At 72.2% G+C, this 25,113-nt stretch carries 21 protein-coding genes; 13 read left to right on the top strand and 8 right to left on the bottom strand.

All coding sequences use genetic code 11. The annotated features are described in order from the left end of the window. Positions 1-70: 70 nt before the first annotated feature. Positions 71-1,369 carry an MFS transporter gene (locus ACS5PV_RS12380; protein ID WP_455395626.1) on the top strand — a complete coding sequence of 433 codons (1,299 nt, stop codon included), beginning with the start codon at positions 71-73 and terminating at the stop codon, positions 1,367-1,369. 26 nt (positions 1,370-1,395) lie between these two features. Here the strand turns inward: ACS5PV_RS12380 and ACS5PV_RS12385 are convergent, their stop codons facing one another. The 5 genes from ACS5PV_RS12385 to ACS5PV_RS12405 form a co-directional block, all read right to left on the bottom strand. Further along, complete coding sequence (locus ACS5PV_RS12385; protein WP_455395627.1) at positions 1,396-2,121, bottom strand: SAM-dependent methyltransferase; 726 nt, start codon at positions 2,119-2,121, stop codon at positions 1,396-1,398. A 76-nt stretch (positions 2,122-2,197) separates the two neighbouring features. Beyond that, entirely contained in the window at positions 2,198-2,335 is a 138-nt protein-coding gene (locus tag ACS5PV_RS12390; protein WP_455395628.1) for a hypothetical protein, read from the bottom strand. Positions 2,336-2,585: 250 nt separating this feature from the next. Then, a complete protein-coding gene (locus tag ACS5PV_RS12395; protein ID WP_455395629.1) occupies positions 2,586-2,732 on the bottom strand; it encodes a hypothetical protein in 147 nt (48 codons plus the stop codon). A gap of 249 nt (positions 2,733-2,981) precedes the next feature. Continuing rightward, the gene (locus ACS5PV_RS12400; RefSeq protein WP_455395630.1) at positions 2,982-3,632 is read right to left on the bottom strand and encodes a DUF2155 domain-containing protein; all 651 of its coding nucleotides are present in this window, start codon (positions 3,630-3,632) and stop codon (positions 2,982-2,984) included. A gap of 134 nt (positions 3,633-3,766) precedes the next feature. Beyond that, positions 3,767-4,183 (bottom strand): NADH:ubiquinone oxidoreductase subunit NDUFA12, encoded by a 417-nt coding sequence (locus tag ACS5PV_RS12405; protein ID WP_455395631.1) that lies wholly within the window; start codon positions 4,181-4,183, stop codon positions 3,767-3,769. Positions 4,184-4,688: 505 nt separating this feature from the next. Here ACS5PV_RS12405 and ACS5PV_RS12410 point away from each other — a divergent pair. From ACS5PV_RS12410 to ACS5PV_RS12450, 9 genes are all read left to right on the top strand, one after another. After that, positions 4,689-8,426, top strand: a complete 3,738-nt coding sequence (locus tag ACS5PV_RS12410) for a vitamin B12-dependent ribonucleotide reductase (protein WP_455395632.1) — start codon at positions 4,689-4,691, stop codon at positions 8,424-8,426. A gap of 340 nt (positions 8,427-8,766) precedes the next feature. Beyond that, complete coding sequence (locus tag ACS5PV_RS12415) at positions 8,767-10,314, top strand: sensor histidine kinase (protein ID WP_455395633.1); 1,548 nt, start codon at positions 8,767-8,769, stop codon at positions 10,312-10,314. Next, on the top strand, positions 10,272-11,705 hold the full coding sequence (locus ACS5PV_RS12420; RefSeq protein ID WP_455395634.1) for a sigma-54-dependent transcriptional regulator: 1,434 nt from the start codon (positions 10,272-10,274) through the stop codon (positions 11,703-11,705). Before ACS5PV_RS12415 ends, ACS5PV_RS12420 begins: the two co-directional genes overlap by 43 nt. Positions 11,706-11,804: 99 nt before the next feature. Then, positions 11,805-12,533 carry a hypothetical protein gene (locus tag ACS5PV_RS12425; RefSeq protein ID WP_455395635.1) on the top strand — a complete coding sequence of 243 codons (729 nt, stop codon included), beginning with the start codon at positions 11,805-11,807 and terminating at the stop codon, positions 12,531-12,533. Positions 12,534-12,669: 136 nt separating this feature from the next. After that, positions 12,670-13,995 carry an MFS transporter gene (locus ACS5PV_RS12430; RefSeq protein WP_455395636.1) on the top strand — a complete coding sequence of 442 codons (1,326 nt, stop codon included), beginning with the start codon at positions 12,670-12,672 and terminating at the stop codon, positions 13,993-13,995. Positions 13,996-14,007: 12 nt separating this feature from the next. Further along, a complete protein-coding gene (locus tag ACS5PV_RS12435; protein ID WP_455395637.1) occupies positions 14,008-15,099 on the top strand; it encodes a metallophosphoesterase family protein in 1,092 nt (363 codons plus the stop codon). Positions 15,100-15,256: 157 nt separating this feature from the next. Further along, on the top strand, positions 15,257-16,528 hold the full coding sequence (locus tag ACS5PV_RS12440; RefSeq protein WP_455395638.1) for an arsenic transporter: 1,272 nt from the start codon (positions 15,257-15,259) through the stop codon (positions 16,526-16,528). Positions 16,529-16,570: 42 nt separating this feature from the next. Next, positions 16,571-17,497 carry a DMT family transporter gene (locus ACS5PV_RS12445; RefSeq protein ID WP_455395639.1) on the top strand — a complete coding sequence of 309 codons (927 nt, stop codon included), beginning with the start codon at positions 16,571-16,573 and terminating at the stop codon, positions 17,495-17,497. A gap of 20 nt (positions 17,498-17,517) precedes the next feature. Then, entirely contained in the window at positions 17,518-18,897 is a 1,380-nt protein-coding gene (locus ACS5PV_RS12450) for a TAXI family TRAP transporter solute-binding subunit (RefSeq protein ID WP_455395640.1), read from the top strand. 281 nt (positions 18,898-19,178) lie between these two features. Here the strand turns inward: ACS5PV_RS12450 and glcF are convergent, their stop codons facing one another. Together glcF and mbfA are read right to left on the bottom strand one after the other, a co-directional pair. Further along, positions 19,179-20,522: a glycolate oxidase subunit GlcF gene (glcF, locus tag ACS5PV_RS12455; protein ID WP_455395641.1), complete on the bottom strand. Its 1,344-nt coding sequence runs from the start codon at positions 20,520-20,522 to the stop codon at positions 19,179-19,181. Positions 20,523-20,651: 129 nt separating this feature from the next. Further along, complete coding sequence (mbfA, locus tag ACS5PV_RS12460) at positions 20,652-21,620, bottom strand: iron exporter MbfA (RefSeq protein WP_455395642.1); 969 nt, start codon at positions 21,618-21,620, stop codon at positions 20,652-20,654. Between the two features lie 232 nt (positions 21,621-21,852). Here mbfA and ACS5PV_RS12465 point away from each other — a divergent pair, with 232 nt between their 5' ends. Genes ACS5PV_RS12465 through lpxK form a run of 3 tightly spaced genes read left to right on the top strand, consistent with a single transcriptional unit; the run spans position 21,853 to position 24,856 of the window. Next, the gene (locus ACS5PV_RS12465) at positions 21,853-22,584 is read left to right on the top strand and encodes a lysophospholipid acyltransferase family protein (RefSeq protein WP_455395643.1); all 732 of its coding nucleotides are present in this window, start codon (positions 21,853-21,855) and stop codon (positions 22,582-22,584) included. Then, on the top strand, positions 22,581-23,885 hold the full coding sequence (locus ACS5PV_RS12470) for a 3-deoxy-D-manno-octulosonic acid transferase (protein WP_455395644.1): 1,305 nt from the start codon (positions 22,581-22,583) through the stop codon (positions 23,883-23,885). Before ACS5PV_RS12465 ends, ACS5PV_RS12470 begins: the two co-directional genes overlap by 4 nt. Then, positions 23,885-24,856: a tetraacyldisaccharide 4'-kinase gene (lpxK, locus tag ACS5PV_RS12475; protein ID WP_455395885.1), complete on the top strand. Its 972-nt coding sequence runs from the start codon at positions 23,885-23,887 to the stop codon at positions 24,854-24,856. The genes ACS5PV_RS12470 and lpxK overlap by 1 nt, the downstream gene beginning before the upstream one ends. Here the strand turns inward: lpxK and ACS5PV_RS12480 are convergent. Then, the gene (locus ACS5PV_RS12480) at positions 24,842-25,063 is read right to left on the bottom strand and encodes a DUF2093 domain-containing protein (RefSeq protein WP_455395645.1); all 222 of its coding nucleotides are present in this window, start codon (positions 25,061-25,063) and stop codon (positions 24,842-24,844) included. The genes lpxK and ACS5PV_RS12480 overlap by 15 nt on opposite strands. Positions 25,064-25,113: the final 50 nt, after the last annotated feature.

A 25,113-nucleotide genomic window follows, 5' to 3' on the forward strand; every position in this document is an offset into this window, starting at 1 on the left:
CGAGGCGGGCGGAACCGCAGTAAGGGGCGCTCCGGGGCACAAGGACAAGAACGCCCCGGAGGACACCACGATGACACCTGACGTGAGCAGCGGGAGCGATCTCACCCGCCGCCAATGGAAGATGACGCTGCTCGCGAGCCTGGGCGGCGGGCTCGAGTATTATGACTTCATCGTCTACGGAATCTTCGCCAAGGACATCGCCGCCGCGTTCTTCCCGGCGAGCGATCCCGTCGCGGCCCTGACCCTGTCGCTCGCCGTGTTCGCGGTCGGCTACCTCGCCCGGCCCCTCGGCGGCCTGGTCTTGAGCCATTTCGGCGACCGCTACGGCCGCAAGACCGTGTTCGTGGTGACCGTCTTCACCATGTCGGCCTGCACGCTCGGCATGGGTCTCGTGCCGTCCTACGCCTCCTGGGGCGTGTGGGCGACGCTGCTCCTCGTGGCTTTACGCTTCGTGCAGGGCCTGTGCATCGGCGGAGAACTCCCCGGCGCGATCACCTTCGTGGTCGAGACCGCCTCGCGCCGGCCGGGGCTCGCCTGCGGCATCGTCTTCTGCCTGGTCAATGGCGGCGTGCTGCTCGCCGCGATGGTCAACCTCGCCCTGCAATCCTGGCTGCCGCCCGCCATGATGGCGGAATACGGCTGGCGCATCGCCTTCCTGTTCGGCGGCGTGGTCGGGCTGATCAGCTTCGTGCTGCGGCGCTCGCTGGAGGAGACGCCCGAATTCCTGCGCCTCCAGCATCGCGCCTCGCGCCGGCCGATCGGCGAGGTGCTGCGCGATCATCGCCGCTCGGTGCTGCTGGGCATCGGCATCGTGGCGCTGACGGCGGGCTTCAACGGCATCCTGTTCGCCCACATGCCGGCCTACCTGATCCAGGTGCTCAAGTACCCGCCCAAGACCGTGGCGCTGGCGATGAACATCGCGCTCTTCGCCATGTCGGCCTCGCTGCTCTTCGCCTCGTTCTTCGCCGACAAGGTGCCGCCGCGCCGGCTGATGCAAGCCTCAGCCCTGATCGGCCTGATCGGGGTGATCCCGGCCTACCAGGTGCTGGCGCGAGGCGACGCCAACCTGTTCGTGGTGCTGCCGCTCCTCACCGTGGCGGTGTGCGGCGCCAACGGCAGCTTCGCGTTCCTGCTCGCCGGTCTCTACCCGACTCGGGTGCGGTTCAGCGGCGTCGCGCTCTCGCTCAATATCGGCTTCACGCTGCTCAGCGGCCTCGGGCCGCTCGCCGCCAACGCGCTCATCGGCGCCACCGGCTGGACGCCGGCGCCGGCGCTCATCATCGCGGCCTCGGCGCTGATCGGGCTCGTGGTCGCGAGCCGGATCTCCGACCGCTCGGCCACGCTGACCGAGGCGGTGCCGGCCTCGTAGGCTGAGAGCAGGATCGGGCGCGGTGCTCAGGCCGCGCCCGAACCCTTGCGGGCGATCCAGGCGCCCCAGAACAGGCTGGAGAAGAATCGCAGCGGCGGTTCGAAGCCGCTCTCGCGCAGCAGGTCGGCCACCGCCTGCTCCGAAGGCGGCGGGTCCGCCCCCTGGAGAATCCTGGCGCGCTTCGCCTCGACCTCGTCGGGCCCGGCGCCCTGCTGGCGCCAGCGCTCGCCCCAGGCGGCGAGGAGCAGGGGCTGGCTCGCGTAAGCCCGGTAATTGCCGGCGAGGATCAGCGGCGCGCCCGGTACCAGGCGCCGGGCGATGTCGCCGAGGATCGCCCGCTTGGCGTCGTCGCCGGGCAGGTGGTGGAGGACGCCGATCAGGGTCGCGGCATCGAAGGCCTCGCCCTCCGGCAGGTCGGCAACGGTGCCGCGCACGACCTCCGTGCGCTCGGTCAGCCCCCTCTTCTCCAGGCGGGCGACCGCCAGCGCCAGCATCGGCACCGACGGATCGACCGCGGTGAAGCGCCAGCCCGGCTCGAGGGCGGCCGCATTGACGATCTCAGTCGCGCCGCCCCCGGCGCCGGCCACCAGCAGCCGCGCCTCGCGGCCCGATCCGAGGGCGGCGGCCAGCATGCAGGCGGCGAGCTCGTGGCAGGCCTCGTAGCCGGCGAGCGCGATGCGGCTCTGCCGCTCGTACTCCCCGGCGCGGGAGGCGTCGAACTTCTGGGCTGCGGCGTCCTGCGCGGCTGTCATGCGGCTTGCTCCGGTCGAGGACCAGACCGCGAGATGAGCCCGGTCGATGCCGCGGCGCAAGCCGGCAGACGCCGCCTCACCGCTCCGGGTGGCGCTCGCGCCAGCGCGGGCCCGGGCCGCGCATGTAGTGCAGTTCGGGACGGTAGGGATCCATGATCTCGGCGATGAGATCCCGCCAACGCTGGGTGAGGCGTCCGACGAAAGCCATCAGCATGGAACCGTCCTCCTGCACGCGAATCGAATCGCGGTCGAGCCAGGCATGGATCGTGCCGGCTGTTCCTTGCGAAACTCTTGCAGGGAAATCTGGTCCGAGGCTTTGGCGAGAGTGCGACGGCGGCGTGGAGAGCCCGGGGCAGGACCGTCTGGAGCGCTTCACGATCGCGTAGCGCTCGCGAAGCTCTCCAGGTCTATGATTGTGCCGCATTCTCTTCGACGAACCGGTATCCGCTTCGTCGGAGAATGCTCTAGGGGAGGATGCCCGCGAGCTTGAGCCCGCCCGCGGCGATCACCGCCAGCACCACGCCCCAGAGGTCGAGGGGCATCGCGGACCACCAGGGGGTGCTCTCCGCCTTCGGCAACGGCGCGTCATGCGCCCGTGCGATGTCGCGCATGGTCGTCTCCCTCGGATCCGCATCCTCCGGGCGCCCGTCTCGCGCGGGCGTCCCTGCCTCAGCGTACAGCACGGCGCCGCAGATCGCAGCAGGAAGACGTGAAATCGGTCAGGGGGCGGCGCTCAAAGATGCGCCGCCCGGGAGCGGTGCTCAAGCTTTGTGCGCTTACGAGACCCGGACAGCCGGCCTGATTGCCCTCGACCATGTCCCTTCCGGAGGATCGCCCCCTCCCCCGGGCTCACCCGCGCCTCAGCGCGGGTTCGGGTTCATCGGGTCGGCGCCGGGCGGGGGTGCGTCGTTGGTCGGGAAGAAGCGCCGCGACGGCGACTGGCGCGGCTGGACCGGGGTGCCGCGCAGCGGCTCGACGTCGACCTGGCCCTGTCGGTTGACCTGGCGCGAGCGCGGTGCCTCCTCGCCGCGGGCCTGCTCGCGGCGCTTGCGGCCCTCGGGCTTTGCCGCGGCGACCGGGGCGTCCTCCTGCTCCTTCGGCTCGGCCACGATGTCGGTGCCGCCTTTGCAGTCGACGAGCCAGACGTCGTAGATCGGATGCTCGATCGCGTGTAGGCCGGGGCTCGAGGCGAACATCCAGCCGGTGAAGATCCGGCGGTACTTGTTCTCGAGGGTGACCTCGTCGACCTCCAGGAAGGCGGTGGTCTTGGCGCTCTCGGTCGGGGGCCGCGTGTAGCACACCCGCGGGGTGAGCTGGAGCGCGCCGAACTGCACCGTCTCGTCCACCGCCACCTCGAAGGAGACGATGCGGCCGGTGATCTTGTCGAGGCCGGAGAAAACCGCCGTCGGGTTGCGGATCTTGTCGGCCTCGGCCGGCGCCGCGGCGGCGAGCACGGCAGCGCCGAGGAGCAGGAAGGCGCCCGCGGCGCGGCGTGCGGTCATGCGGCTCAAAACCCAGTCGCTCCCGGATCGTAAGTTCGGCAGGCCTTCCCCGGCCTCACGCGCCCGACCCGATCGGGCGCGCGGGCCCCGTCGGCCCGCCCGCGATAGACACAAGGAGGATGGTGGAAAAAGGGCGGGTGACTCTACTCGCCCGGGACCCACGGCACGTAGTCGCCGGTCGCCGCCGGCCGCTGGCCGTAGGAGAGCTGCGAGCCCCGCGGCCGGTAGGCCGCGACCGTGCCGGTGAGGTTCTCCTCGTGCGGCTTCTGCCACTCGCGCGGGACGTAGGATTCCTCGGAGGGCGGGACGTCGGTGGCGTGGCAGAGCCAGCCGCGCCAGCCCGGCGGCACCTTCGAGGCGTCGGCGTAGCCGTTGTAGATCACCCAGCGCCGCTCCGAGCCGACCGAGGCGTCAATCAGCGGGCCTTGCGCCCGGTAGTAGCGGTTGCCGAGCTCGTCCGTGCCCACGAAGCCGCCGCGGCGCTTGGTGTAGAATTCCAGGCTGACGGTCGAGCCGCTCCACCAGGTGAAGATCCGAAGCAGGGTGTCTTTCAGCGCCATCGCGACCGTCTCTGGGCTAACGCCCCCGGGAATGGGAGGGAGGCCCCCCTTACGTCGCGCGGGACTATGGTGAGATGGCCCCCGGATGTCCAGCACGTCCCGCGTCGCAGCGAAAATCCGTGCGGGAACCGCGCCGGCGACGGGTTCCGCCGGCCCGAATCGTCAACGGTCTGTGAACAAGTCGGTGGTCCACTAGCCCGCCGGCTGTGGGCGGCGCGAGGCGCCGCGGCGAATCCGCCATACCCTCCGAGGGCTTACGGCGGGGTTCGGCGCTATCCACAGGAATCCGGCCCCTGACACTATATGTAGGGAGGAACGGAGTCCGTCGACACAAGTTGTTGACGTGTGGCCGCCAGGGTCGGTAGTTTCCAAGCCAGAGGACGGGCGATCCCTTGAGCGGGGTCGCGTCCGTCCGCCGAGCCTCCAGCGCCCCGCCATTCCTGTAACCGGCGGACCCCGCTTCCATGCGGGCGGTCCCCGGCTGTTCGTGACCGGAGAGTATCCCATGCGGTTCGAGCGTCGCATCACCACCGCGGGGCAGTCGCCCTACGCCAGCATCCCGTTCCGCAAGGCGGTGAGCGAGATCCGCAATCCCGACGGCTCGGTGGTCTTCCGCCTCGACGGCATCGACGTGCCGGAGGCCTGGAGCCAGGTCGCCTGCGACGTGCTGGCCCAGAAGTACTTTCGCAAGGCCGGCGTCCCAGCGGCGCTGAGGAAGGTCGAGGAGAACGGCGTCCCGTCGTTCCTGTGGCGCTCGGTGCCGGACGAGGCGGCGCTGGCCGCCCTCCCCGAGGCTGAGCGCACCGGCTCCGAGACCTCGGCGACGCAGGTCTTCGACCGGCTCGCCGGCTGCTGGACCTACTGGGGCTGGAAGGGCGGCTACTTCTCGAGCGAGGAGGACGCCTCCGCGTTCCACGACGAGCTGCGCGCCATGCTCGCCCGCCAGATGGTGGCGCCGAACTCGCCGCAATGGTTCAACACCGGCCTGCACTGGGCCTACGGCATCGACGGCCCGGCGCAGGGCCACTTCTATGTCGACTACAAGACCGGCGAGCTGACCCAGTCGGCCACCGCCTACGAGCACCCGCAGCCCCACGCCTGCTTCATCCAGTCCGTCGCCGACGACCTCGTCAACGAGGGCGGCATCATGGACCTGTGGGTGCGGGAAGCCCGCCTGTTCAAGTACGGCTCGGGCACCGGCTCGAATTTTTCGCGGCTGCGCGGCGAGAACGAGAAGCTCGCCGGCGGCGGCAAGTCGTCGGGCCTGATGAGCTTCCTGAAGATCGGCGACCGGGCCGCCGGCGCGATCAAGTCCGGCGGCACCACGCGCCGCGCCGCCAAGATGGTCATCGTCGACATCGACCACCCGGACGTCGAGGCCTTCATCGACTGGAAGGTCAAGGAGGAGCAGAAGGTCGCCGCGCTCGTCACCGGCTCCAAGGTGGTGTCCAAGCACCTCAAGGCGGTGATGAAGGCCTGCGTCAACTGCGAGGCCGCGGGTGACGCCTGCTTCGACCCCGAGCGCAACCCGGCGCTCAAGCGCGAGGTCAAGGCCGCCCGCAAGTCGATGGTGCCGGACGCCGCGATCAAGCGGGTGATCCAGTACGCCCGCCAGGGCTACACCGACATCTCGTTCCCGATCTACGACACCGACTGGGATTCCGAGGCCTACCTCACCGTCGCCGGCCAGAACTCGAACAACTCGGTCTCGCTCACCGACGACTTCCTGCGCGCCGTCGATGCGGATGGCGACTGGACGCTGACCCACCGCACGACCAACAAGGTGGCGAAGACCGTCAAGGCGGCCGATCTGTGGGACAAGATCGCGGAGGCCGCCTGGGCCTCGGCCGATCCGGGCCTGCACTTCAATACCACGATGAACGACTGGCACACCTGCCCGGCGGGCGGGCGGATCCGGGCCTCGAACCCGTGCTCCGAGTACATGTTCCTCGACGACACCGCCTGCAACCTTGCCTCGGCCAACCTCCTGGCGCTCTACGACCGTCAGGCCAAGCGCTTCGACGTCGAGGGCTACGAGCACCTGTGCCGGCTCTGGACCGTGGTCCTCGAGATCTCGGTGCTGATGGCGCAGTTCCCGAGCCGCGAGATCGCCGACCTCTCCTACAAGTACCGCACGCTCGGCCTCGGCTACGCCAATATCGGCGGCCTCCTGATGACCATGGGCCTGTCCTACGATTCCCGTGAGGGCCGGGCGCTCGCCGGTGCGCTCACGGCGATCATGACGGGCGTGTCCTACGCCACCTCGGCCGAGATGGCGAAGGAGCTGGGTCCGTTCCCGGCCTACGAGGAGAATGCCGACGCGATGCTGCGGGTGATCCGCAACCATCGCCGCGCCGCCCACGGCGAGGCCGAGGGCTACGAGTTCCTCAACACCAACCCCGTGCCGCTCGACCATGCCGGCTGCCCGCAGGGCGAGCTGGTGGAGCGCGCGCGTGCGGCCTGGGACCGGGCGTTGCAGCTCGGCGAGGAGCACGGCTACCGCAACGCCCAGTCCACGGTGATCGCGCCGACCGGCACGATCGGCCTCGTGATGGATTGCGACACCACCGGCATCGAGCCCGACTTCGCGCTGGTGAAGTTCAAGAAGCTCGCCGGCGGCGGCTACTTCAAGATCATCAACCGGGCGGTGCCGGACGCCCTGCGCAGCCTCGGCTACCGCGAGGCCGAGATCGCCGAGATCGAGGCCTACGCCGTCGGCCACGGCTCCCTCGGCCAGGCGCCGGCCATCAACCCCGGCTCGCTTCGCGCCAAGGGCTTCACCGACGACAAGATCGCGGCGGTGGAGGCGGGCTTGAAGTCGGCCTTCGACATCAAGTTCGTGTTCAATCGCTGGACGCTGGGCGAGGACTTCCTCACCCAGACCTTGAAGGTGCCGGCCGACAAGCTCGCCGACCCGTCGTTCGACCTGCTGGCCTTCCTCGGCTTCAGCCGCAAGGACATCGAGGCCGCCAACGTCCACGTCTGCGGGGCGATGACGCTCGAGGGCGCGCCGCACCTCAAGGTGGAGCACTACCCGGTCTTCGACTGCGCCAATCCGTGCGGCCGGATCGGCAAGCGCTACCTCTCGGTCGAGAGCCACATCCGCATGATGGCGGCGGCGCAGCCCTTCATCTCGGGGGCGATCTCCAAGACCATCAACATGCCGAACGACGCCACGGTCGAGGATTGCAAGAACGCCTACCGGCTGTCCTGGACCCTGGCGCTCAAGGCCAACGCCCTCTACCGCGACGGCTCGAAGCTGTCGCAGCCCCTCAACGCCGCCCTCATCAGCGACGAATCCGACGACGAGGAGGATGTGGTCGAGGCGCTGCTGGCCCAGCCGGCGGTCGCCAAGACCGTCTCGGTGACGGAGAAGATCGTCGAGCGGATCGTCGAGCGCGTCGAGCGCCTGCGCTCGCAGGAGAAGCTGCCGAGCCGCCGCAAGGGCTACACCCAGAAGGCCAAGATCGGCGGCCACACCATCTTCCTGCGCACCGGCGAGTACGACGACGGGCGGCTCGGCGAGATCTTCCTCGACATGAACAAGGAGGGCTCGGCGCTCCGGGCCTTCATCAACAACTTCGCGATCTCGGTCTCGCTCGGCCTGCAATACGGCGTGCCGCTTGAGGAGTACGTCGACGCCTTCACCTTCACCCGGTTCGAGCCGGCCGGCTTCGTCCAGGGCAACGACGCGATCAAGAACGCCACCTCTGTCCTCGACTACGTCTTCCGCGAGCTGGCGATCTCGTATCTCGGCCGCAACGACCTCGCCCATGTCGACCTCTCGGAGATCGGCAACACGGCGACCGGCGTGACGCCGGCCAAGCCCACGGCATCGGACTCGGTGCCGGCCCACAACGTCGTGTCGCGCGGCCTGCTGCGCGGCTCCGGTGACCGGCTGACCCTGATCCACGGCGGTCCGTCCGGCGCCACCCCGGGCGTCGCCGCCCCGACCACGGGCCAGTCGGCGCCGGCCGGCGGCAGCGTGCACGCGGTGCGGGGTTCGGTGGCGCTCAAGACCGAGCCGACGCTCGCCGGCCGGGTCGAGGCGCTGGCCGAGTCCCTGCCCTTCGCCAAGCCCGATCCGGTGGCCCCCGGCCGCAGCGTCTCGGATCGTCGCGCCGAGGCGAAGATGAAGGGCTATGTCGGCGAGGCCTGCCCGGAATGCGCCAACTTCACCCTGGTGCGGAACGGGACCTGCCTGAAGTGCGACACCTGCGGCGGCACGACCGGGTGCAGCTGAGGCGTGGCCGGCCCGGGTGACCTCGAGAGCGAAGCATAGGATCGTCCACCGACGCCAAGGCGTAGGCTGGTTCACGCCGTAGGACGGCATCTCGACGAGGGCGCGCAGCGATCGCTGCGCGCCCTTTCCCGTTCGAAGGCCCGTCGCCGCAAACACACGTCTTGTCCCTGCGGGCGGTCCGGCACCGCTCGATCGCGGTCCGCGAAGGAACCGAGCCCCCGGTAGACCCAGGCGATTTGCGTGGGCCGGGGGGTGTGAGAAGAAGGGCGTGCGTATCGAAGGGAGCTTCGCGCGGTCGTCGCGCGAGCCGGCCGCACATCCGCGCAAAGCCCGTCGCCCCATGCCCCCCCGCCTCCACTCCCTCCGCGCCCATCTCCTGGCGCTCTGGTTCCTGCTCCTCGCCTCGGCGGCAGCCACCGCCTACCTGCTGTTCGAGTTCTATACCCAGTCCGCCGCCGTGCAGGTCGCGCAGGCCGAGGTCCAGGTCGCACGGGCCTGCCGCGAGATCGGCGACCGCTTCGCCTTCTTCGGGGCCGACTGGAGCGGCAGCGTCGCGCAGGTCGACGAGACCCTGGCCCGCCAGCTCACCGACGTGGTGGTGACGGCGCTCGCCCCCCATCCGGGAGTCGAGGGCGGGATCTGGACTGCGGCCGGCGGTTCGGCGGCCTACGCGTTCCCGACCTACGAGGGTACCGGGCCGAAGACCGACCTGCCCTCGGCCGAGATCGACGCGATCCGGCGCGTCAACGCCGAGGCCCTGGGGGCCGAGCGGCCGGTGGCGACGCGGCGCGCCTCCCGCACCCAGACCCTGGTGATGCAGGGCTGCCCGTTGCGCGGCCCGATCCAGGGGGCGACGGCGTGGACCATGGCGCGGGTTCACACCGACCAGGGCCGGGCCTACGGCCAGCTCCTCGCCGGCTTCGGCTTCCTCGCCGCCACCGTGCTCGGCTCGGCGCTGCTCCTCGGGCGGCTCCTGCTGCTGCTCGGCCGGCGCATCGCCCGGCTGGAGGGGCAGCTCGGGCGCGACGCCGACGGCGGCCCGCGAGAGGGCGACCTGTCCCACGGCGACCTCTCCCACGGCGACCTGCCCCATCTCGCCCCGACCGGCCTGCGCGAGCTCGACCGACTTGTCGGGGCGCTGAACGCCGCCGGCACGCGGCTGGCCGCTGCCCGCCACCGCGCCGCCGAGGCCGAGCGGCTTGCAGCGCTCGGCCAGCTTGCCGCCGGCATCGCCCACGAGATCCGCAACCCCCTGGCGGCGATCCGGCTCAAGGCCGAGAACGCGCTGGCGAGCGCCGATCCGGCCCGGGGACGGGCCGCCCTCGACCTCGTGCTCGACCAGGTCGCCCGCCTCGACCGGCTGCTGCGCGACCTGCTCAGCCTGACCCAGCCGCGGCGCCCCAGCCTCGCCGCCACCGATCTCGGCCTCGCCCTGCGCGACTGCGCCCGGTTCCACGACGAGTTCGCCCGGGCGCAGGGCGTCGCGGTCGCGGTGGCGGAGGTCACCCCCGAGCGCCCGCTGCTCGATGCGGCCGAGATCCGCCGCGCCCTCGACAACCTCGTCCTCAACGCGATCCAGCACAGCCCGGCGGGGAGCACGGTGCGGCTCTCAGGGATGCGCGAGGGCGACCGGCTGCGGATCCGCGTGACGGACGAGGGCCCCGGCATCCCCGATGCCCTCAAGACCCGCCTGTTCGATCCTTTCGTCACCGGCCGCCCGGACGGGACCGGGCTCGGCCTCGCGATCGTGCGCGAGATCGCCCGCGCCCATGGTGGACAGGTGCGGCTCGCCGCCCCACCTCCGGAGGCACCGGGTCCCGGCGCGACCTTCGAGATCGACCTGCCATGGACCGCCTCGCCCCCGACCCTGCCCCCGCCCGCATCCTGATCGTCGACGACGACAGGGCCCTGCGCGAGGGACTGGCCGAGACGGTGAGCGATCTCGGCCACCGCCCGGTCCTCGCCGCCTCGGGCGCCGAGGCGCTGGCGCGGATGGCGGCCGACCCGGGAATCGCCGCGGTGCTCCTCGACCTGCGCATGCCCGGCGACCTCGACGGGATGGCGGTGCTCCAGCGCCTGCGGGCTCTGCCGCAGCCGCCGCCGGTGACGGTGCTGACCGCCTATGCCAGCGCCGAGAATACCATCGAGGCGATGCGGCTCGGCGCCTACGACCACCTGACGAAGCCGGTCGGCCGGGCCGAGCTCGCCGGGCTCATCGGCGGCATGCTGGCCCTCGCGGCCTCCGCCGCGCCGGACGCTCCCGGCCCGGCGGCGCCGTCGTCCCTGATCGGCTCCAGCGAGGCGATGCGGCGGGTGCAGAAGGCCGTGGGGCTCGCCGCCGACAGCGACGCGACGGTGCTGCTCCAGGGCGAAACCGGCACCGGCAAGGAGGTGGCGGCCCGCGCGCTCCACGCCCACGGCCGCCGGCGCGACGGACCGTTCGTGCCGGTGAACTGCGCGGCGATCCCCGCCGAGCTCCTCGAGAGCGAGCTGTTCGGCCACCTGCGCGGCGCCTTCACCGGAGCGACGCAGGACCGGCCCGGGGCGTTCCGGGAGGCGGATGGCGGCACGCTGTTCCTCGACGAGATCGGCGACATGCCGCCCTCGATGCAGGCCAAGATCCTGCGGGCGCTCCAGGAGCGGGTGGTGACCCCGGTGGGCGGCCGGCCCGTCCCGGTGGACGTCCGGGTGGTGGCGGCGACCCACCGCGACCTGCCGCGCCTCGTGGCGGAGGGCGGCTTTCGCCAGGACCTGTTCTACCGCCTCAACGTCGTGCCGATCACCCTGCCGCCCCTGCGCGAGCGCCTCGCCGACATCCTCCCCCTCGCCGAGCATTTTTTGTGCGCGAGCGGCGCCGGGCCGAAGCGCCTCGCATCCGACGCCGCCGCGGCGCTGATGCGCCATCCCTGGCCCGGCAACGTGCGCGAGTTGCGCAACGTGATCGAGCGGGCGGCGGTGCTGGCCCGCGGCGCGGTGATCGGGGCGGACGACCTCGGCCTCTCCGATCCCGGCCGCCCGGACGGGGTGCCGGGCGCCGAGGCCGTCCTCCCGGGCTGGCTCGACGGCGACCTTCCGGGCGCGGTGGCGCGCCTCGAGGAGGCGATGATCCGCCGGGCCCTCGGCGAGAGCGGCGGCAACCGGGCGCAGGCCGCCAAGCGCCTCGGCATCCAGCGCCAGCTCCTCTACGCCAAGATCGAGCGCTACGGCCTGCGCGACGCGGCAGTGTCGGAAAACCCGACGGGGGATGTCGGGAATCCCGACGGCCGCACCTTGGCTTGACGCGGGGTTCTCCAGGCCCTGCAAGGATTTGGCATCTGGCACGGGAGTTGTCTAGGGCGCTTCGAGCCGGCCGGATGCCGGCGCAGACGAGCGACATCCATGACGATGGCTGAGCACCGCTATCTGTCGGCGGGCCTCGCGGCCGCGATCCTCGCCGCGACGCCGGCCGCGGCACAAGACACGTCGGTCTGGGATCCCGGCACCCTGCCGGAGAGCAAGGGGACGGTGAAGCAGTACACCCTCACCCCCCGGGGCGACGTCGACGGCCTGATCCTCACCGACGGCACCGAGGTGAAGCTGCCACCGCGAATGTCCGCCGCCGTGGTGTTCACCGTCCGTCCGGGCGATCAGGTCTCGGTGCGCGGCATGCGCGCCCGGGCGCTTCCCCTCGTCGACGGTGCCTCGATCCGCAACGAGGCGACGGGGGCCACGCTCACCACCCTCGGGCCGCCGGAGCCGGCCGCCGACGAGACGGTGTTGAGCGGGCGCATCGCCGCCCTGCTGCACGGGCGCCGAGGCGAGGTGAACGGCGCGCTCCTCGACGACGGCACCACCCTGCGGCTGCCGCCGCACGAGGCTGCACGCCTGAGCGCGACCCTGCGGGCCGGGCAGGGCGTCAGCCTCCGCGGGTCGGTGACGAAGAGCCCGCTCGGCACGGTGGTGGAGGTGCGCGCCCTCGGGACCGGCCCGGACACCATGGTCGAGGTCGGCGGGCGCCCGCCCCGTCCACCGGGCCCGCGCGGCGAGGCGGGCCCGCCCGGCGGTCCCGATGCGCCGCCACCACCCCCCGGTGCCGCTCCCCCGCCCCCGCCGCCCCGCCGGTCCTAGGGTCGGACGGATTTCGGGAAGCCGCGTGGCGTTACGGCGCGACGCGGCAGACTAATCCCTCTTGTGTAGCAACTTTTTGCGATCTCGCCGGTTCTCGGCTCCGGATCGGCCGGCCCTTCCTCAAGGAGACATCACGGTGAGCACCGCCCCCTCCGCCCCTGTCTCTGCGTCCGGAACCCCCGATCGGCAGCCTTCGAAGCGGGCCCTGCGCGGGCTCGACGCGCTCAACTTCACCCTGGCGGACGTGCGCGACGGCCTCGGCCCCTACCTCGCGATCTACCTCATCGCCGTGCGCGGCCCCGACCAGGGCTGGAACGAGGCGACCACCGGCATGATCATGACGATCGCCGGCATCGCCGGCCTGATCGCCCAGACCCCCGCCGGCGCCCTCATCGATCGCTCGCAGCACAAGCGCACCATCGTGATCGCGGCGGCGCTCGCCGTCACCCTGAGCTGCCTAGCGCTCCCCTTCATCTCGAACTTCTACGCGGTGGCCGCGACGCAGTCGCTCGCCGGCATCGCCGGCGCGATCTTCCCGCCGGCGCTCGCCGCCATCACGCTCGGGGTGGTCGGCCCGAAACTGTTCTCCAAGCGCATCGGCCGCAACGAGGGCTTCAACCACGCCGGCAACGCCGTCTCGGCGGCGCTCGCGGGCGGCCTCGCCTACCTGTTCGGGCCGATCGTGGTGTTCTGGCTGATGGGCGTGCTCGCCGCCCTGTCGATCGGCGCGATGCTGATGGTGCCGGACGAGGCGATCGACAACGACCTCGCCCGCGGCCTCGATTCCGCCGAGGACCAGTCCGGCGAGCAGCCGTCGGGCCTGACCGCGCTGCTGCAGAACAAGTACCTGATGCTGTTCGCGCTGCTCGCGGCGATCTTCCACCTCTCGAACGCCGCGATGCTGACCTCGGTCGGCCAGCTCCTCACCCACCTGTCGGGCAAGGACAACGCCACCTCGCTCATCGCGATCTGCATCGTGGCGGCGCAATGCGTGATGGTGCCGGTGGCGATGTTCGTCGGCCACAAGGCCGACGCGATCGGCCGCAAGCCCATCTTCCTCGCCGCCTTCGGCGTGCTGGCGCTGCGCGGCGTGCTCTACACCTTCTCCAACAACCCGTTATACCTCGTGGCGGTGCAGCTCCTCGACGGGATCGGCGCCGGCGTCTACGGCGCGCTGTTTCCGATCGTGGTCGCCGACCTGACCCGGGGCACCGGCCGGTTCAACGTCAGCCAGGGCGCGGTGGCCACCGCGCAAGGCCTCGGCGCCTCGCTGAGCGCGACGCTCGCCGGCCTCATCATCGTCTCGGCCGGATACTCGGCGGCGTTCCTGACGCTCGCCGGCATCGCGGGCCTCGGCTTCGCCCTCTACCTGACGATGATGCCGGAGACCCGCGGCTTCGAACCGGCCCAGGCCGGCACGCCCTCCGACCCGACCGGCCGCCCGGCCCTCGCGACCGCCTGAAGGGCTCAGACCATGACCGGCCCTCTGGCCTTCGCCCATATCGGCGACCTGCACCTCGCCGCGGCGGAGGCCGACAACGCCCGGGACTACCAGGCGATCGTCGCGCAGATCGGCGAGGCGGACGGGCTCGACTTCGTCTTCGTCCCCGGGGACAACGCCGATAACGGTGCTCCGGAGCAATATGCCCTGGTGCGGGCGGGCCTCGACCGGTTGCGCGTCCCGGTCCACGTCATCACCGGCGACCACGACATGGAGGGCGGCAGCCTCGATGCCTTCTATGCCGGGCTGAATGTCCCGCGCCTGCCCTACGCGGTCGATGTGCGGGGCGTGCGCTGCCTGTTCCTCGACATGTGCGGGCCGGGCAGCGGCGGGCCGGATTTCCGCCTCGGGCCCGACCAGGTCGCCTGGCTCGCCGCCGAGCTGGAGGGCGCGCAGGGACGGAACTGCGTCCTGTTCATGCACAGCTACCCGGCCGACCTGAAGGGCGAGGGCGAGGCGGCGCGGGTCGCCGACCTCGTCCATCGCGGGCCGGTGCGCCTCGTCGAGATGGGCCACACCCACTACAACGAGCTCGCCAATGATGGCCGCACCATCTACGCGGCGACCCGCTCCACCGGGCAGATCGAGGAGGGCCCGGTCGGCTACGCGGTCGCGGCCCTTGATCGCGGCGTGGTGAGCTGGCGCTTCAAGGAGCTGGCCCGGCCCTGGCCGTTCGTGCTCATCACCGCGCCGGCCGACCGGCGCCTCGCGCACGACGCCGGCCACGCGGTCGGCGAGCGCTTCAGCCTGCGCGCCCTGGTGCTGGGACCGGCCGAGCGCGTCGAGTACCGCATCGACGACGGGCCGTGGCAGGCGATGGCGCGGGAGGACGGGGCGCCCTGCCACGCGGCCGAGGTCACCTGGCCGGCAGGTGCGCAGGTCGTCGCGGTGCGGGCGACGGGCGGCGATTCCGAGGACACCGACGCGATCGAGCCGGCGACCGACCCGACCGCATTGCCGACCTCCCGCGGCATCGGCAGCGATGCCGATGCGCTCGGAGCCTGGGAGGCGCGGGGGCTGCTGGGTACGCAGCTCGGGCCGAACCGCAACGGGCGGCAATGGTGAGGGCAGGGCCTCCGACTCTCGGACATCCTCCCATCACTCCCTCGTCCCACCCACGACCTCATCCCGGGGTGCGGGTGGGACACTGGCAGACAGCGACGACGCCGCATCGCGGCTCGGCTCATCCTCTTTCCGACATGACCACAGGACCCCTCGCCCCATGGCCGCGCTGACGCTCAGCCCCAACCTCGCGACCTGGGCGATCGCCGCCCTCGCCACGCTCGGCGTGATCGTGCGCCCGTTCTCCTGGCCGGAGGCGATCTGGGCGGTGGCGGGCGCGCTCGCGCTGGTGCTGCTAGGCCTGCTCCCGGCCGGCACCGCCTGGGAGGGGGTGCTCAAGGGCACCGACGTCTACCTGTTCCTCGTCGGCATGATGCTGATGTCCGAGGTCGCCCGGAAGGAGGGCCTGTTCGACTGGCTCGCCGGCATCGCGGTGCGCACCGCCAAGGGTTCGGCGACGCGGCTGTTCACCCTGGTCTACCTCGTCGGCACCGTCGTCACGGTCTTCCTCTCGAACGACGCCTGCGCGGTGGTGCTGACGCCGGCGGTCTACGCCGCGACCCGCGCCGCCAAGGTCGAGAATCCCCTGCCCTACCTGTTCATCTGCGCCTTCATCGCCAACGCCGCCTCGTTCGTGCTGCCGATCTCGAACCCGGCGAACCTCGTGGTCTTCGCCGAGCATATGCCGCCGCTGACGCGCTGGCTCGCGCTGTTCGGCCTGCCGTCGGTGCTCGCGATTCTGACGACCTACCTCGTCCTTCGCCTGACCCAGAACGGCACCCTGCGCCAGCAGCAGGTCGCGACCGACATCGAGACCGCGTCCCTGTCGCGCACCGGCCTCGTCGCCGGCCTCGGCATCGTGGCGACCGGGGCGGTGCTGATCGGCGCCTCGGCCTACGGGCTCGACCTCGGCCTGCCGACCTTCATCGCGGGGCTCGCCACCACGCTGATCGTGCTGGCGCTCAAGCGCGGCAGCGGCGCGGTCGAGGTGGTCAAGGACGTGTCCTGGAGCGTGCTGCCGCTGGTCGCCGGCCTGTTCGTGCTGGTCGAGGCGCTGGAGAAGACCGGCGTGCTCGCGATGATCGCCGGGGCATTGCAGCGCGCCGCCAGCGCCGCGCCGGCCGAGACCGCCTGGGGCGCCGGCGCGCTGATCGCGTTCGCCTGCAACCTCGTCAACAACCTGCCGGCCGGCCTGATCGCCGGCGCCGCGGTCCAGGCCGCCCACGTGCCGGAGAAGGTCGCGGGCGCGGTGCTGATCGGCGTCGATCTCGGGCCCAACCTCTCGGTCACGGGGTCGCTCGCCACCATCCTGTGGCTCACGGCGATCCGCCGCGAGGGCCAGGACGTGAGCTTCTGGAGCTTCCTCAAGCTCGGCGCGCTGGTGATGCCGCCGGCCCTCGCGCTGGCGCTCGCCAGCCTTCTCCTCGTCTGATCCCCGCCTCGTCCGATCCCTCTGCCACAGGAAGGTTTCCCGGTGTCGATCGCCGCGCTCCTCTACCCCTTCATCCTGGTCGCCGGGGCGCTCCAGGCGCTCGGCAACGCGATGAACGCGCAGCTGCGCGGCCGGATGGTCAATCCGTGGCTCGCCGCCACGGTGTCGTTCCTGCCGATCGTGTTCGTCTTCGTCACCCTGTTCCTGGTGATGCCGACCCCGCTGCCGACCCTCGAGACGGTGAGCAAGATGCCCTGGTATGCCCCCCTCGGGGGTCTGGCCGGCGCGGTCGCGGTGTTCGGCGGGCTCGCCTTCATCGACAAGGTCGGGGCCGGGCCGTTCAACGGCCTGACGCTGACCGCCAACATCATCACCTCGCTCGCCCTCGACGCGTTCGGGCTGTTCGGGCTCCAGGCCTCCGGCTTCAAGCCGCTGCCCTGGCTCGGCGGCCTGCTGATGGCGGCCGGCGTGGTGTTCATCGCCCGCAGCGGGGCCAAGAAGGACGACGAGGACAGCCACGGCATCGGCGGCAAGCTGCTCTACCCGTTCATCCTGGTCGCCGGCGCCCTGATGTCGATCGGCGTGGTGTGGAACTCGCAGCTGCGCGGGGCGCTCGTGAACCCCTGGCTCGCCGCCACGGTGTCGTTCGTGCCCGTCGTCTTCGCCTTCGCGCTGATGTTCCTGCTCAAGCCCACGCCGCTGCCGACCCGCCAGGATCTTTCGGGCGTGCGCTGGTGGATGCCGCTCGCCGGCATCACCGGGGCGGTCGCGGTGTTCGCGGGCCTGCTCTTCGTCGACAAGGTCGGGGCCGGCGCCTTCAACGGCCTGCTCATCACCGCGAACCTGCTCACCTCGGTCGCGCTCGACCATTTCGGCTGGTTCGGCATGCGCCAGGTCAAGGCCGGGCCGCCGCGCCTCATCGGCGCCGCCCTGATGGTCGCCGGGATCGTGCTGATCTCGGTGTTCTAACCGGTCGCGGCGGAGTGCCCATGCCCACCCTCCCGGCCTGGGTCCTGCGCCGCGAGACCTTCGCGGCCCTGATCGTCGTCGCCCTGGCGGCGGCGATCGGCGCCGCCTTGTACTTTAGCCAGGCGACCACGCTCACCATCGCGGTCGCCCCCCGGGACGGGACCGAGCCGGCCCTCATCAAGGCCTATGCCGACGCGCTGAAGGAGGACAAAGCCAACATCCGGCTCAAGATCCTGTCCTTCGAAGACGTGCGCGAGAGCGCGGCGGCGCTCCAGGACGGCCGGGCCGACCTCGCGGTGGTGCGGCCGGACGTGCTCCTGCCGAAGAACGGGCTGACGCTCGCGATCCTGCGCGACCAGGCGATGCTGATCGTCTCGCCGGACGGGTCGGGCGTCACGAGCTTTCCGAAGCTCGCGGGGCGGCGCCTCGGCATCGCGGCCCATCGCAGCGCCGATTTCTGGCTGTTGAAGAACATCCTCGCCTATTACGGCCTGACGCTCGAAGGGCCGGAGGCGACGCCGCCATCCACGGCGGTCTCCGGCACCACGGTCCGCCTCGTCGCCATCGACGGGACGGACGCGGCGGCCGCGATCCGCGACAAGCGGATCGACGCGTTCGTGAGCATCATCGCGGCCTCGGCCCCGAAGGCGCGCCAGCTCGTCGAATCGGTGCGGGGGATCGGCCGCAGCGGCAAGGTCGAGCTCGTCGACGTGCCCGACAGCGACGCGGTGATCGAGCGCTTCCCCCGCCTCCAGGCGGTCACGGTGCCGGCCGGCCTGTTCGGCGGCCGGCCGAAGCTGCCGGCGGAGGACGTGAAGACGGTCGGCGCCTCCTACCGGCTGATGGCCCGCACCTCGCTCAGCCGCGCCATCGCGGCGGACGTGACCCAGCACCTGTTCGAGCTGCGCACCGCCGCCGCCGAGCGGACCGACGCGGCGGAGTACATCCAGGCTCCGGCCTACGAGACCACGGTGGCGGCGACGAGCGCCCGCATCCCGATCCATCCCGGCGCGATCGACTACTTCGAGCGCGAGCAGCACGGCTTCGTCGAGCGCTACGGCGACACGCTCTACCTGCTGGCGGCGCTCGCCGGCGGCCTCGCCTCGGCGGTGGCCTGGCTGCGCCAGCGCCTGGCGAGCCTGCGCCGCGAGCGGATCGACGAGGTGACCGACCGCCTGCTCGAGATCACCGACCAGGCGCGCTCCTTACGCGACCCGGACGCCATCGCGGCCCTGTCGGTCGAGATCGACAAGCTCGCCATCGAGGTCGTGCGCGACATCCGCCGGCGCGAACTCGATTCGCGCACGATGGCGGCGGTGTCGATCGCGATCGAGACCGCGCGGGCGACGGTGGCGGATTGCCGGGCGGCGGCGGGGGAGAAGGCGGCGCCGGCGGCGTGAGGTGCGGATGGATGCCGCGGGGCCAACCCGTAACCGGACGAGGCGCAGGGTTCCCCTCTCCCCGCGGGCGGGGAGAGGGCCGTGTTCCCGTCCAGGGAACACGGCGAGCGGAGGCGCAGCCGGAGCGAGGGTGAGGGGGTGCTTCCGGAGGAGCCCATCCGGCGACACCCCCTCGCCCTCGCCCTGCGGGCTTGCTGTTCCTCCTGAACGGAGGAACAGCCCTCTCCCCGCCCGCGGGGAGAGGGGGAAACCTGCGCTTCTTTCGGTCGACGACCCCGGACCTATTCCGCCGCCGCCATCGCCGGCTTGCGGTCCGCCACCCCCTCCAGGGCCGCCGGCCGCGGCCCGCCGGTGGCCCAGTCGAGCAGTTCCACCGTGTGGACGATCGGGATGGCGGTGCCCTTCCCGATCTGCGTCGCGCAGCCGATATTGCCGGTGGCGATCACGTCGGGCCGGACCCGCTCGATGTTGGCGACCTTGCGGGCGCGCAGGTGCGCGGCGAGTTCCGGCTGGAGGATGTTGTAGGTGCCGGCCGAGCCGCAGCAGATGTGGCCCTCGGGCACGTCCTTCACGGTGAAGCCGGCCCGCGCCAGCAGCGCCTTCGGCTCGGTGCGCAGGCCCTGCCCGTGCTGCATCGAGCAGGCGGAGTGGTAGGCGACGACGAGGTCGGTCTCGACCACGGGCTCGGACAGGCCGAGGCTCGTGACGTATTCGGTGACGTCGCGGGCGATGCCTGCAACGCGCGCGGCCTTGTCCGCATAGGCTGGGTCGTCGCGGAACATGAAGCCGTAATCCTTGATCGTGGTGCCGCAGCCGGAGGCCGTGACCACGATGGCGTCCAGCCCCTCGCCGTCCATCTCGGCGATCCAGGCGTCGATGGTGCGCTTGGCGAGCGCGTGCGAGGAGTGCTCGTGGCCCATGTGGTGGGTGAGCGCGCCGCAGCAGCCCTCCCCCTTGGCCTGCACCACCTCGACGCCGTGGCGGTTGAGCAGACGGATCGCCGCCTCGTTGAAGTCAGGCCGCAGCACGCTCTGGGCGCAGCCGCGCAAAAGCGCCACCCGGCCCCGGCGCGGGCCGGCGGGCGGGAAGCGGCCGGGCTTGTCCTGCGCCGAGCGGTTCGGCAGCGCGGCGGGGGCGAGGTCGAGCATCGCGGCCAGCCGATTGCCGACCTTCGGCATCCTCGCGGCGATCCCTCGGAACGGCCGGCCGAGGGTGGCGCCGAGCAGCGCCAGGCGGAAGCGGTTCGGGTAGGGCAGCACGCGCGCCAGCACGGCGCGTAAGAACCGGTCCTCGACCGGGCGCGCGTAGGTCTTCTCGATATGGGCGCGGGCGTGGTCGACGAGGTGCATGTAGTGCACCCCCGACGGGCAGGTGGTCATGCAGGACAGGCACGACAGGCAGCGGTCGACGTGCTTGACCACCTCGGGGCTCGCGGGCTTGCCCCCCTCCAGCATGTCCTTGATCAGGTAGATGCGCCCGCGCGGCGAATCGAGCTCGTCGCCGAGCAGCAGGTAGGTCGGGCAGGTGGCGGTGCAGAAGCCGCAATGCACGCAGGTGCGCAGGATCTTCTCCGAGGCCGCCATGGCCGGGTCGGCGAGCTGCGCGGGGGTGAAGCTGGTCTGCACGGCGGTTCCTCGGGGCGGTTCCTTGGGGGCGATTCTTCAGCGCCTTCGGGCCGTTTCTAGACCATTTTCAAGGTGGCGGGAGCGGCTTTCCGGGCCGCCCCCCGCGCACGGTGCCGCACGAGGGCCGCGTCAGGCGCTGCCGATCGCGACGCCGGCGAGCAGCACCAGCACGCCGCCGAGCACCACCTGGAGGGCGGCGCGCCAGAACGGCGTCTCCATGTAGCGGGTGCGGATCGCCGAGATGGCGAGCAGTTCCACCGCCACGACCAGCGCGGCGAGCACGGTCGCGATGGCGAAGGCGTTCGCCCAGGAATCCGGCACCAGGTAGGGCAGCGTGTGGCCGAGGCCCCCCACCGCCGTCATGATCCCGCAGACGAGGCCGCGCAGCCACGGCGAGCCGCGCCCGGTGATGCTGCCGTCGTCGGACAGGGCCTCCGTGAAGCCCATGCTGATGCCCGCACCGATCGAGGCGGCGAGGCCGACGAGGAAGGTCTGCCAGTTGTTGTGGGTGGCGAAGGCGGCGGCGAAGAGCGGTGCCAGCGTCGAGACCGAGCCGTCTATCAACCCGGCGAGGCCCGGCTGCACGTAGCGCAGCACGAACAAGCGGTGGGCGGCCCGGGCCTCCTCGGCGGCGGCGTCCCCGCTCTCCTGCTCGGCGGCCAGCGCCTCGGCCCGGCGGCCGTGGCCGCGCTCGATCTCGGCGAGCCGGGTGAAGAGCTGGCGCACCCCGAGGTCCCGGCTCAGATCCGCCGCCCGCTCGTAGAAGCCCGCAGCCTGCGCCTCCATCGCCTCGGCCTCGCGCCGCATCCGGCCGGCATCGAGCCCCTGCCACCAGAACGGCCGGCGGCGGGAGAAGCCGCGCACATCCTCGCGCCGCAGCGGCGGCAGATGCTCGCCGAACCGCTCGCGATACGCCGCGTAGAGGTCGTCGCGATGGCCCCGCTCCTCGTCGGCCATTGCCTCGAACAGCCCGGCCGAGCCCGGCAGGTCGGCCCGCAGGCTCTCGGCGAAGCTGCGATAGATGCGGGAATCCTCCTCCTCGCTGGCGATGGCGAGGGCCAGAACCTCGCGCTCGGTGAGATCGGTCAGGGCCTTCATGCCGGTGCTCCTTTTTGGAATGGCTCCAATCTATAGATTGGAGCCATTCCAAACAAGTTGTCGTCGGGATGGGCAGGGTGCGGTCCCGCACGCAGCGTCACCCCCCTGCAACCTCCCGGCGGTTGCCTCGCGGGCCCGAACGGAGCATGACGGCGCCCGGATTCGCGGGGGCCGCGCCGGGCCGGATTCGCCGGGTCCCTCGAGCAAAGCGCCCCCTCCTCGAAGTGGCCGAATGAGCGTCGTCACCCGCATCGCCCGCAGCCGGGCGGCCCAGGAGAGCCTCGGCTTCCTCGGCGCGAGCTACCTGAAGCTGGTGCGCGGCACGAACCGCTTCAGCCTCGATCCGCCCGGCGCCTACGACTGGCTGTCGCCCCTGCGGCCGTTCATCATCGCGATGTGGCACGGCCAGCACCTGATGGTGCCGTTCGTGCGCCGGCCCGAGGACCGGGCCGCCACGATGGTGTCGCGCTCGATCGATGGCGGGGTGAATACCGCCGTGCTGGAGCGGATGGGCGTGCGGGTGATCCGCGGCTCGGGCGCGCGGCGGGCGAGCGAGATGTGGGCCAAGGGCGGCGTGTCGGCCCTGCGCGGCTGCCTCAAGGCGCTGGAGGACGGCGAGACGGTGGCGTTCAGCGCCGACGTGCCGAAGGTGTCGCGGCGCTGCGGCGAGGGCATCGTGATGCTGGCGCGCCTGTCGGGCCGCCCGGTGGTGCCGACCGCGGTCGTCACCAGCCGGTATTTGCAGTTCGACAGCTGGGACCGGGCGAGCCTCGGCCTGCCCTTCGGCCGCGGCGTGATGGCCTTCGGCGAGCCGATCACGGTCCCCCGCGACCTCGACCCTGCGGGAATCGAGGCGGCGCGGCTGCGCATCGAAGCCGACCTCAACGCGGTGCATGCCCGCGCCTTCGCGCAGGTCGGCCGGGTCGACCCGGTGCTCACCGGAAAACGGGCCGCCGCCCGATGAGGCGGGAGGATGTGCCGGCGCTGCTGCGCGCCTACCATTACGGCCTGATCGCCGGCGAGCCGGCGCTCGCGGGGCTCCTCGCCTGGCGCCGCCGGCGCGGCAAGGAGGATCCGTTACGCCTGCCCGAGCGCACCGGGCGGCCGGGCAGGCCGCGGCCGGCAGGTCCCCTCGTCTGGGCCCACGGCGCCAGCATCGGCGAGGCCCTGTCGCTGCTGGGCCTCGTCGAGCGCCTGACCCGGCGCGGCTTCTCGGTGCTCGTCACCTCCGGCACCCGCACCTCGGCGGAACTGCTGGCGCGGCGGCTGCCGCGCGGCGCCCTGCACCAGTTCGCCCCCCTCGACGCGCCGCGCTACCTTTCCCGCTTCCTCGACCATTGGCGGCCGGACCTGGCGCTCGTCGCCGAATCGGAACTGTGGCCCAACACCATCCTGGCCCTGCACGAGCGCGAGGTGCCGCTGATCCTGGTCAACGGGCGGATGTCCGAGCGCTCGGCCCGCGGCTGGGCCCGCACGCCGGCGGTGGCGCGCGCCATCCTGTCACGCATCGCGCTCTGCCTCGCCCAGAGCCAGGAGGAGGCCGAGCGCTTCGCGCGGCTCGGCGCCCCCCGGGTCGAGGCCGGCGGCAACCTGAAATTCGACGCGGGTCCCCCGCCGGCGGATCCCGAGCAGCTGCGCCAGTTAGCGGACGTCGTCGCCGGCCGCCCGGTCTGGCTCGCCGCCTCGACCCATCCGGGCGAGGAGGCCGCCGCGACGGCCGCCCACCGGGCGCTGGTGCGGCGCTATCCCGACCTCCTCACCATCGTGGTGCCGCGCCATCCCGAGCGCGGCCCGGGGGTTGCCGCCGACGCGGTCTCGGCGGGGCTCCGGGTCGGGCGCCGCGCGACCGGCGGGCAGCCGCACGACAAGGTCGATCTCTACGTCGCCGACACGGTGGGCGAGCTCGGCCTGTTCTACCGGCTGTGCCCGCTCGTCTTCGTCGGCGGCTCGCTCGCGCGCCACGGCGGGCAGAACCCGATCGAGCCGGCCCGCCTCGGCGCCGCGATCCTGTCCGGGCCGCACGTGCGCAACTTCGCCCAGGTCTACGGCGCGCTGGAACGCGCCGGCGGCGCCCGGATCGTGCGCGACGGGCAGGAGCTGACCGCGGCGGTCGGCCAGCTCCTCGCCGATCCCGCCGCCCGCGGGGCGATGGCGCAGGCCGGCGCCGCGGCGATCGAGAGCGCCGGCGGCGCCACCGACCGGGCGATGGCGGCGATCGAGCCCTTCATCTGCCAGCTCAAGATCGCCGGGCGGTTCGCCTCGTGATCCAGGCGCCGGGCTTCTGGTGGCGGGAGGCGCCGACGCCGGCCGCCCGGCTGCTCGCGCCCGCCGGCCTCGTCTACGGGGCGCTCGCCGCCCGCCGGATGGCGCGGGACGGCGCGCAGGCGCCCTGCCCGGTGGTCTGCATCGGCAACTTCACCCTCGGCGGCGCCGGCAAGACGCCGACGGCGCTCGCGGTCGCGGGACTGCTGAGCGATCTCGGGCGGCGTCCGGTTTTCCTGAGCCGTGGCTATGGCGGGCGCAGCCCTGGGCCGGTGCGGGTCGATCCCGCACGCCACGGCGCGGCAGAGGTCGGCGACGAGCCGCTGCTGCTCGCCCGCACCGCCCCGGCGATCGTCGCCCGCGACCGGGTGGCGGGGGCGTGGGCCTGCCACGAGGCCGGCGCCGACATCATCGTGATGGATGACGGGTTGCAGAACCCGAGCCTCGCCAAGACCTTGTCGATCGCGGTGTTCGACGGTGGGGTCGGCCTCGGCAACGGGCGGGTGTTTCCGGCAGGCCCCTTGCGGGCGCCGGCGGGCGCGCAGTGGCCCCGGATCCACGCCGCCCTGGTGATCGGCGAGGGCGCGCCCGGCGCACGGGTGCTGGCGCAGGCGAGGGAGCGCGGGCTGCCGGCCCTGCGCGGCCGGCTCGTGCCGGATCCGACGGCGGCGGAGCGGTTGCGCGGTCGCCCCGTCCTGGCTTTCGCGGGGATCGGGCGGCCGGACAAGTTCTTCGCGACCCTGCGCGAGATCGGGGCCGACCTCCGCGAGACCCGCGCCTTTCCGGATCATCACGCCTTCACGGAGGCGGAGGCCGCGTCCCTCGCGGCGGAGGCCGGCGCCCGAGGCCTCGTGCTCGCGACGACCGAGAAGGACCGGGTGCGGCTGCCCCCCGCGCTGGCGGTGACGACGCTGCCGGTCGTGCTGGCACTCGACGAGCCCGAAGCCCTCAGCGCTCTGCTAGGCGGTCTTTGAGGCCTCGCGCAGGCGCACCATCACGGCGTCGGGATCGGCATAGGCCTCCTGGCGCTCGACGCTCCAGTAGCGCAGGGCGTCGAGGGGGATCTCGACCGCGGTCACCGCGCAGCGCACGAACCGGCCGGGCCGCACCACCCGCAGGTTGCTGTCGCCATACTCCACGACGGCCTCGCCGGACCCGCCGCGCTCGAACCGTCCGAGCATCGAAACATTCCCTTCCTTACGGGACAACGATGCGGGTGTAGGGCGCGCGG

The organism is Methylobacterium sp. Gmos1 (assembly GCF_053764715.1).

Coding starts and splice junctions, on each gene's coding strand:
- ACS5PV_RS12380 (WP_455395626.1), top strand. CDS start 71: ATGACACCTGACGTGAGCAGCGGGAGCGATCTCACCCGCCGCCAATGG.
- ACS5PV_RS12385 (WP_455395627.1), bottom strand. CDS start 2,121: ATGACAGCCGCGCAGGACGCCGCAGCCCAGAAGTTCGACGCCTCCCGC.
- ACS5PV_RS12390 (WP_455395628.1), bottom strand. CDS start 2,335: ATGCTGATGGCTTTCGTCGGACGCCTCACCCAGCGTTGGCGGGATCTC.
- ACS5PV_RS12395 (WP_455395629.1), bottom strand. CDS start 2,732: ATGCGCGACATCGCACGGGCGCATGACGCGCCGTTGCCGAAGGCGGAG.
- ACS5PV_RS12405 (WP_455395631.1), bottom strand. CDS start 4,183: ATGGCGCTGAAAGACACCCTGCTTCGGATCTTCACCTGGTGGAGCGGC.
- ACS5PV_RS12410 (WP_455395632.1), top strand. CDS start 4,689: ATGCGGTTCGAGCGTCGCATCACCACCGCGGGGCAGTCGCCCTACGCC.
- ACS5PV_RS12415 (WP_455395633.1), top strand. CDS start 8,767: ATGCCCCCCCGCCTCCACTCCCTCCGCGCCCATCTCCTGGCGCTCTGG.
- ACS5PV_RS12420 (WP_455395634.1), top strand. CDS start 10,272: ATGGACCGCCTCGCCCCCGACCCTGCCCCCGCCCGCATCCTGATCGTC.
- ACS5PV_RS12425 (WP_455395635.1), top strand. CDS start 11,805: ATGACGATGGCTGAGCACCGCTATCTGTCGGCGGGCCTCGCGGCCGCG.
- ACS5PV_RS12435 (WP_455395637.1), top strand. CDS start 14,008: ATGACCGGCCCTCTGGCCTTCGCCCATATCGGCGACCTGCACCTCGCC.
- ACS5PV_RS12440 (WP_455395638.1), top strand. CDS start 15,257: ATGGCCGCGCTGACGCTCAGCCCCAACCTCGCGACCTGGGCGATCGCC.
- ACS5PV_RS12450 (WP_455395640.1), top strand. CDS start 17,518: ATGCCCACCCTCCCGGCCTGGGTCCTGCGCCGCGAGACCTTCGCGGCC.
- mbfA (WP_455395642.1), bottom strand. CDS start 21,620: ATGAAGGCCCTGACCGATCTCACCGAGCGCGAGGTTCTGGCCCTCGCC.
- ACS5PV_RS12465 (WP_455395643.1), top strand. CDS start 21,853: ATGAGCGTCGTCACCCGCATCGCCCGCAGCCGGGCGGCCCAGGAGAGC.
- ACS5PV_RS12470 (WP_455395644.1), top strand. CDS start 22,581: ATGAGGCGGGAGGATGTGCCGGCGCTGCTGCGCGCCTACCATTACGGC.
- ACS5PV_RS12480 (WP_455395645.1), bottom strand. CDS start 25,063: ATGCTCGGACGGTTCGAGCGCGGCGGGTCCGGCGAGGCCGTCGTGGAG.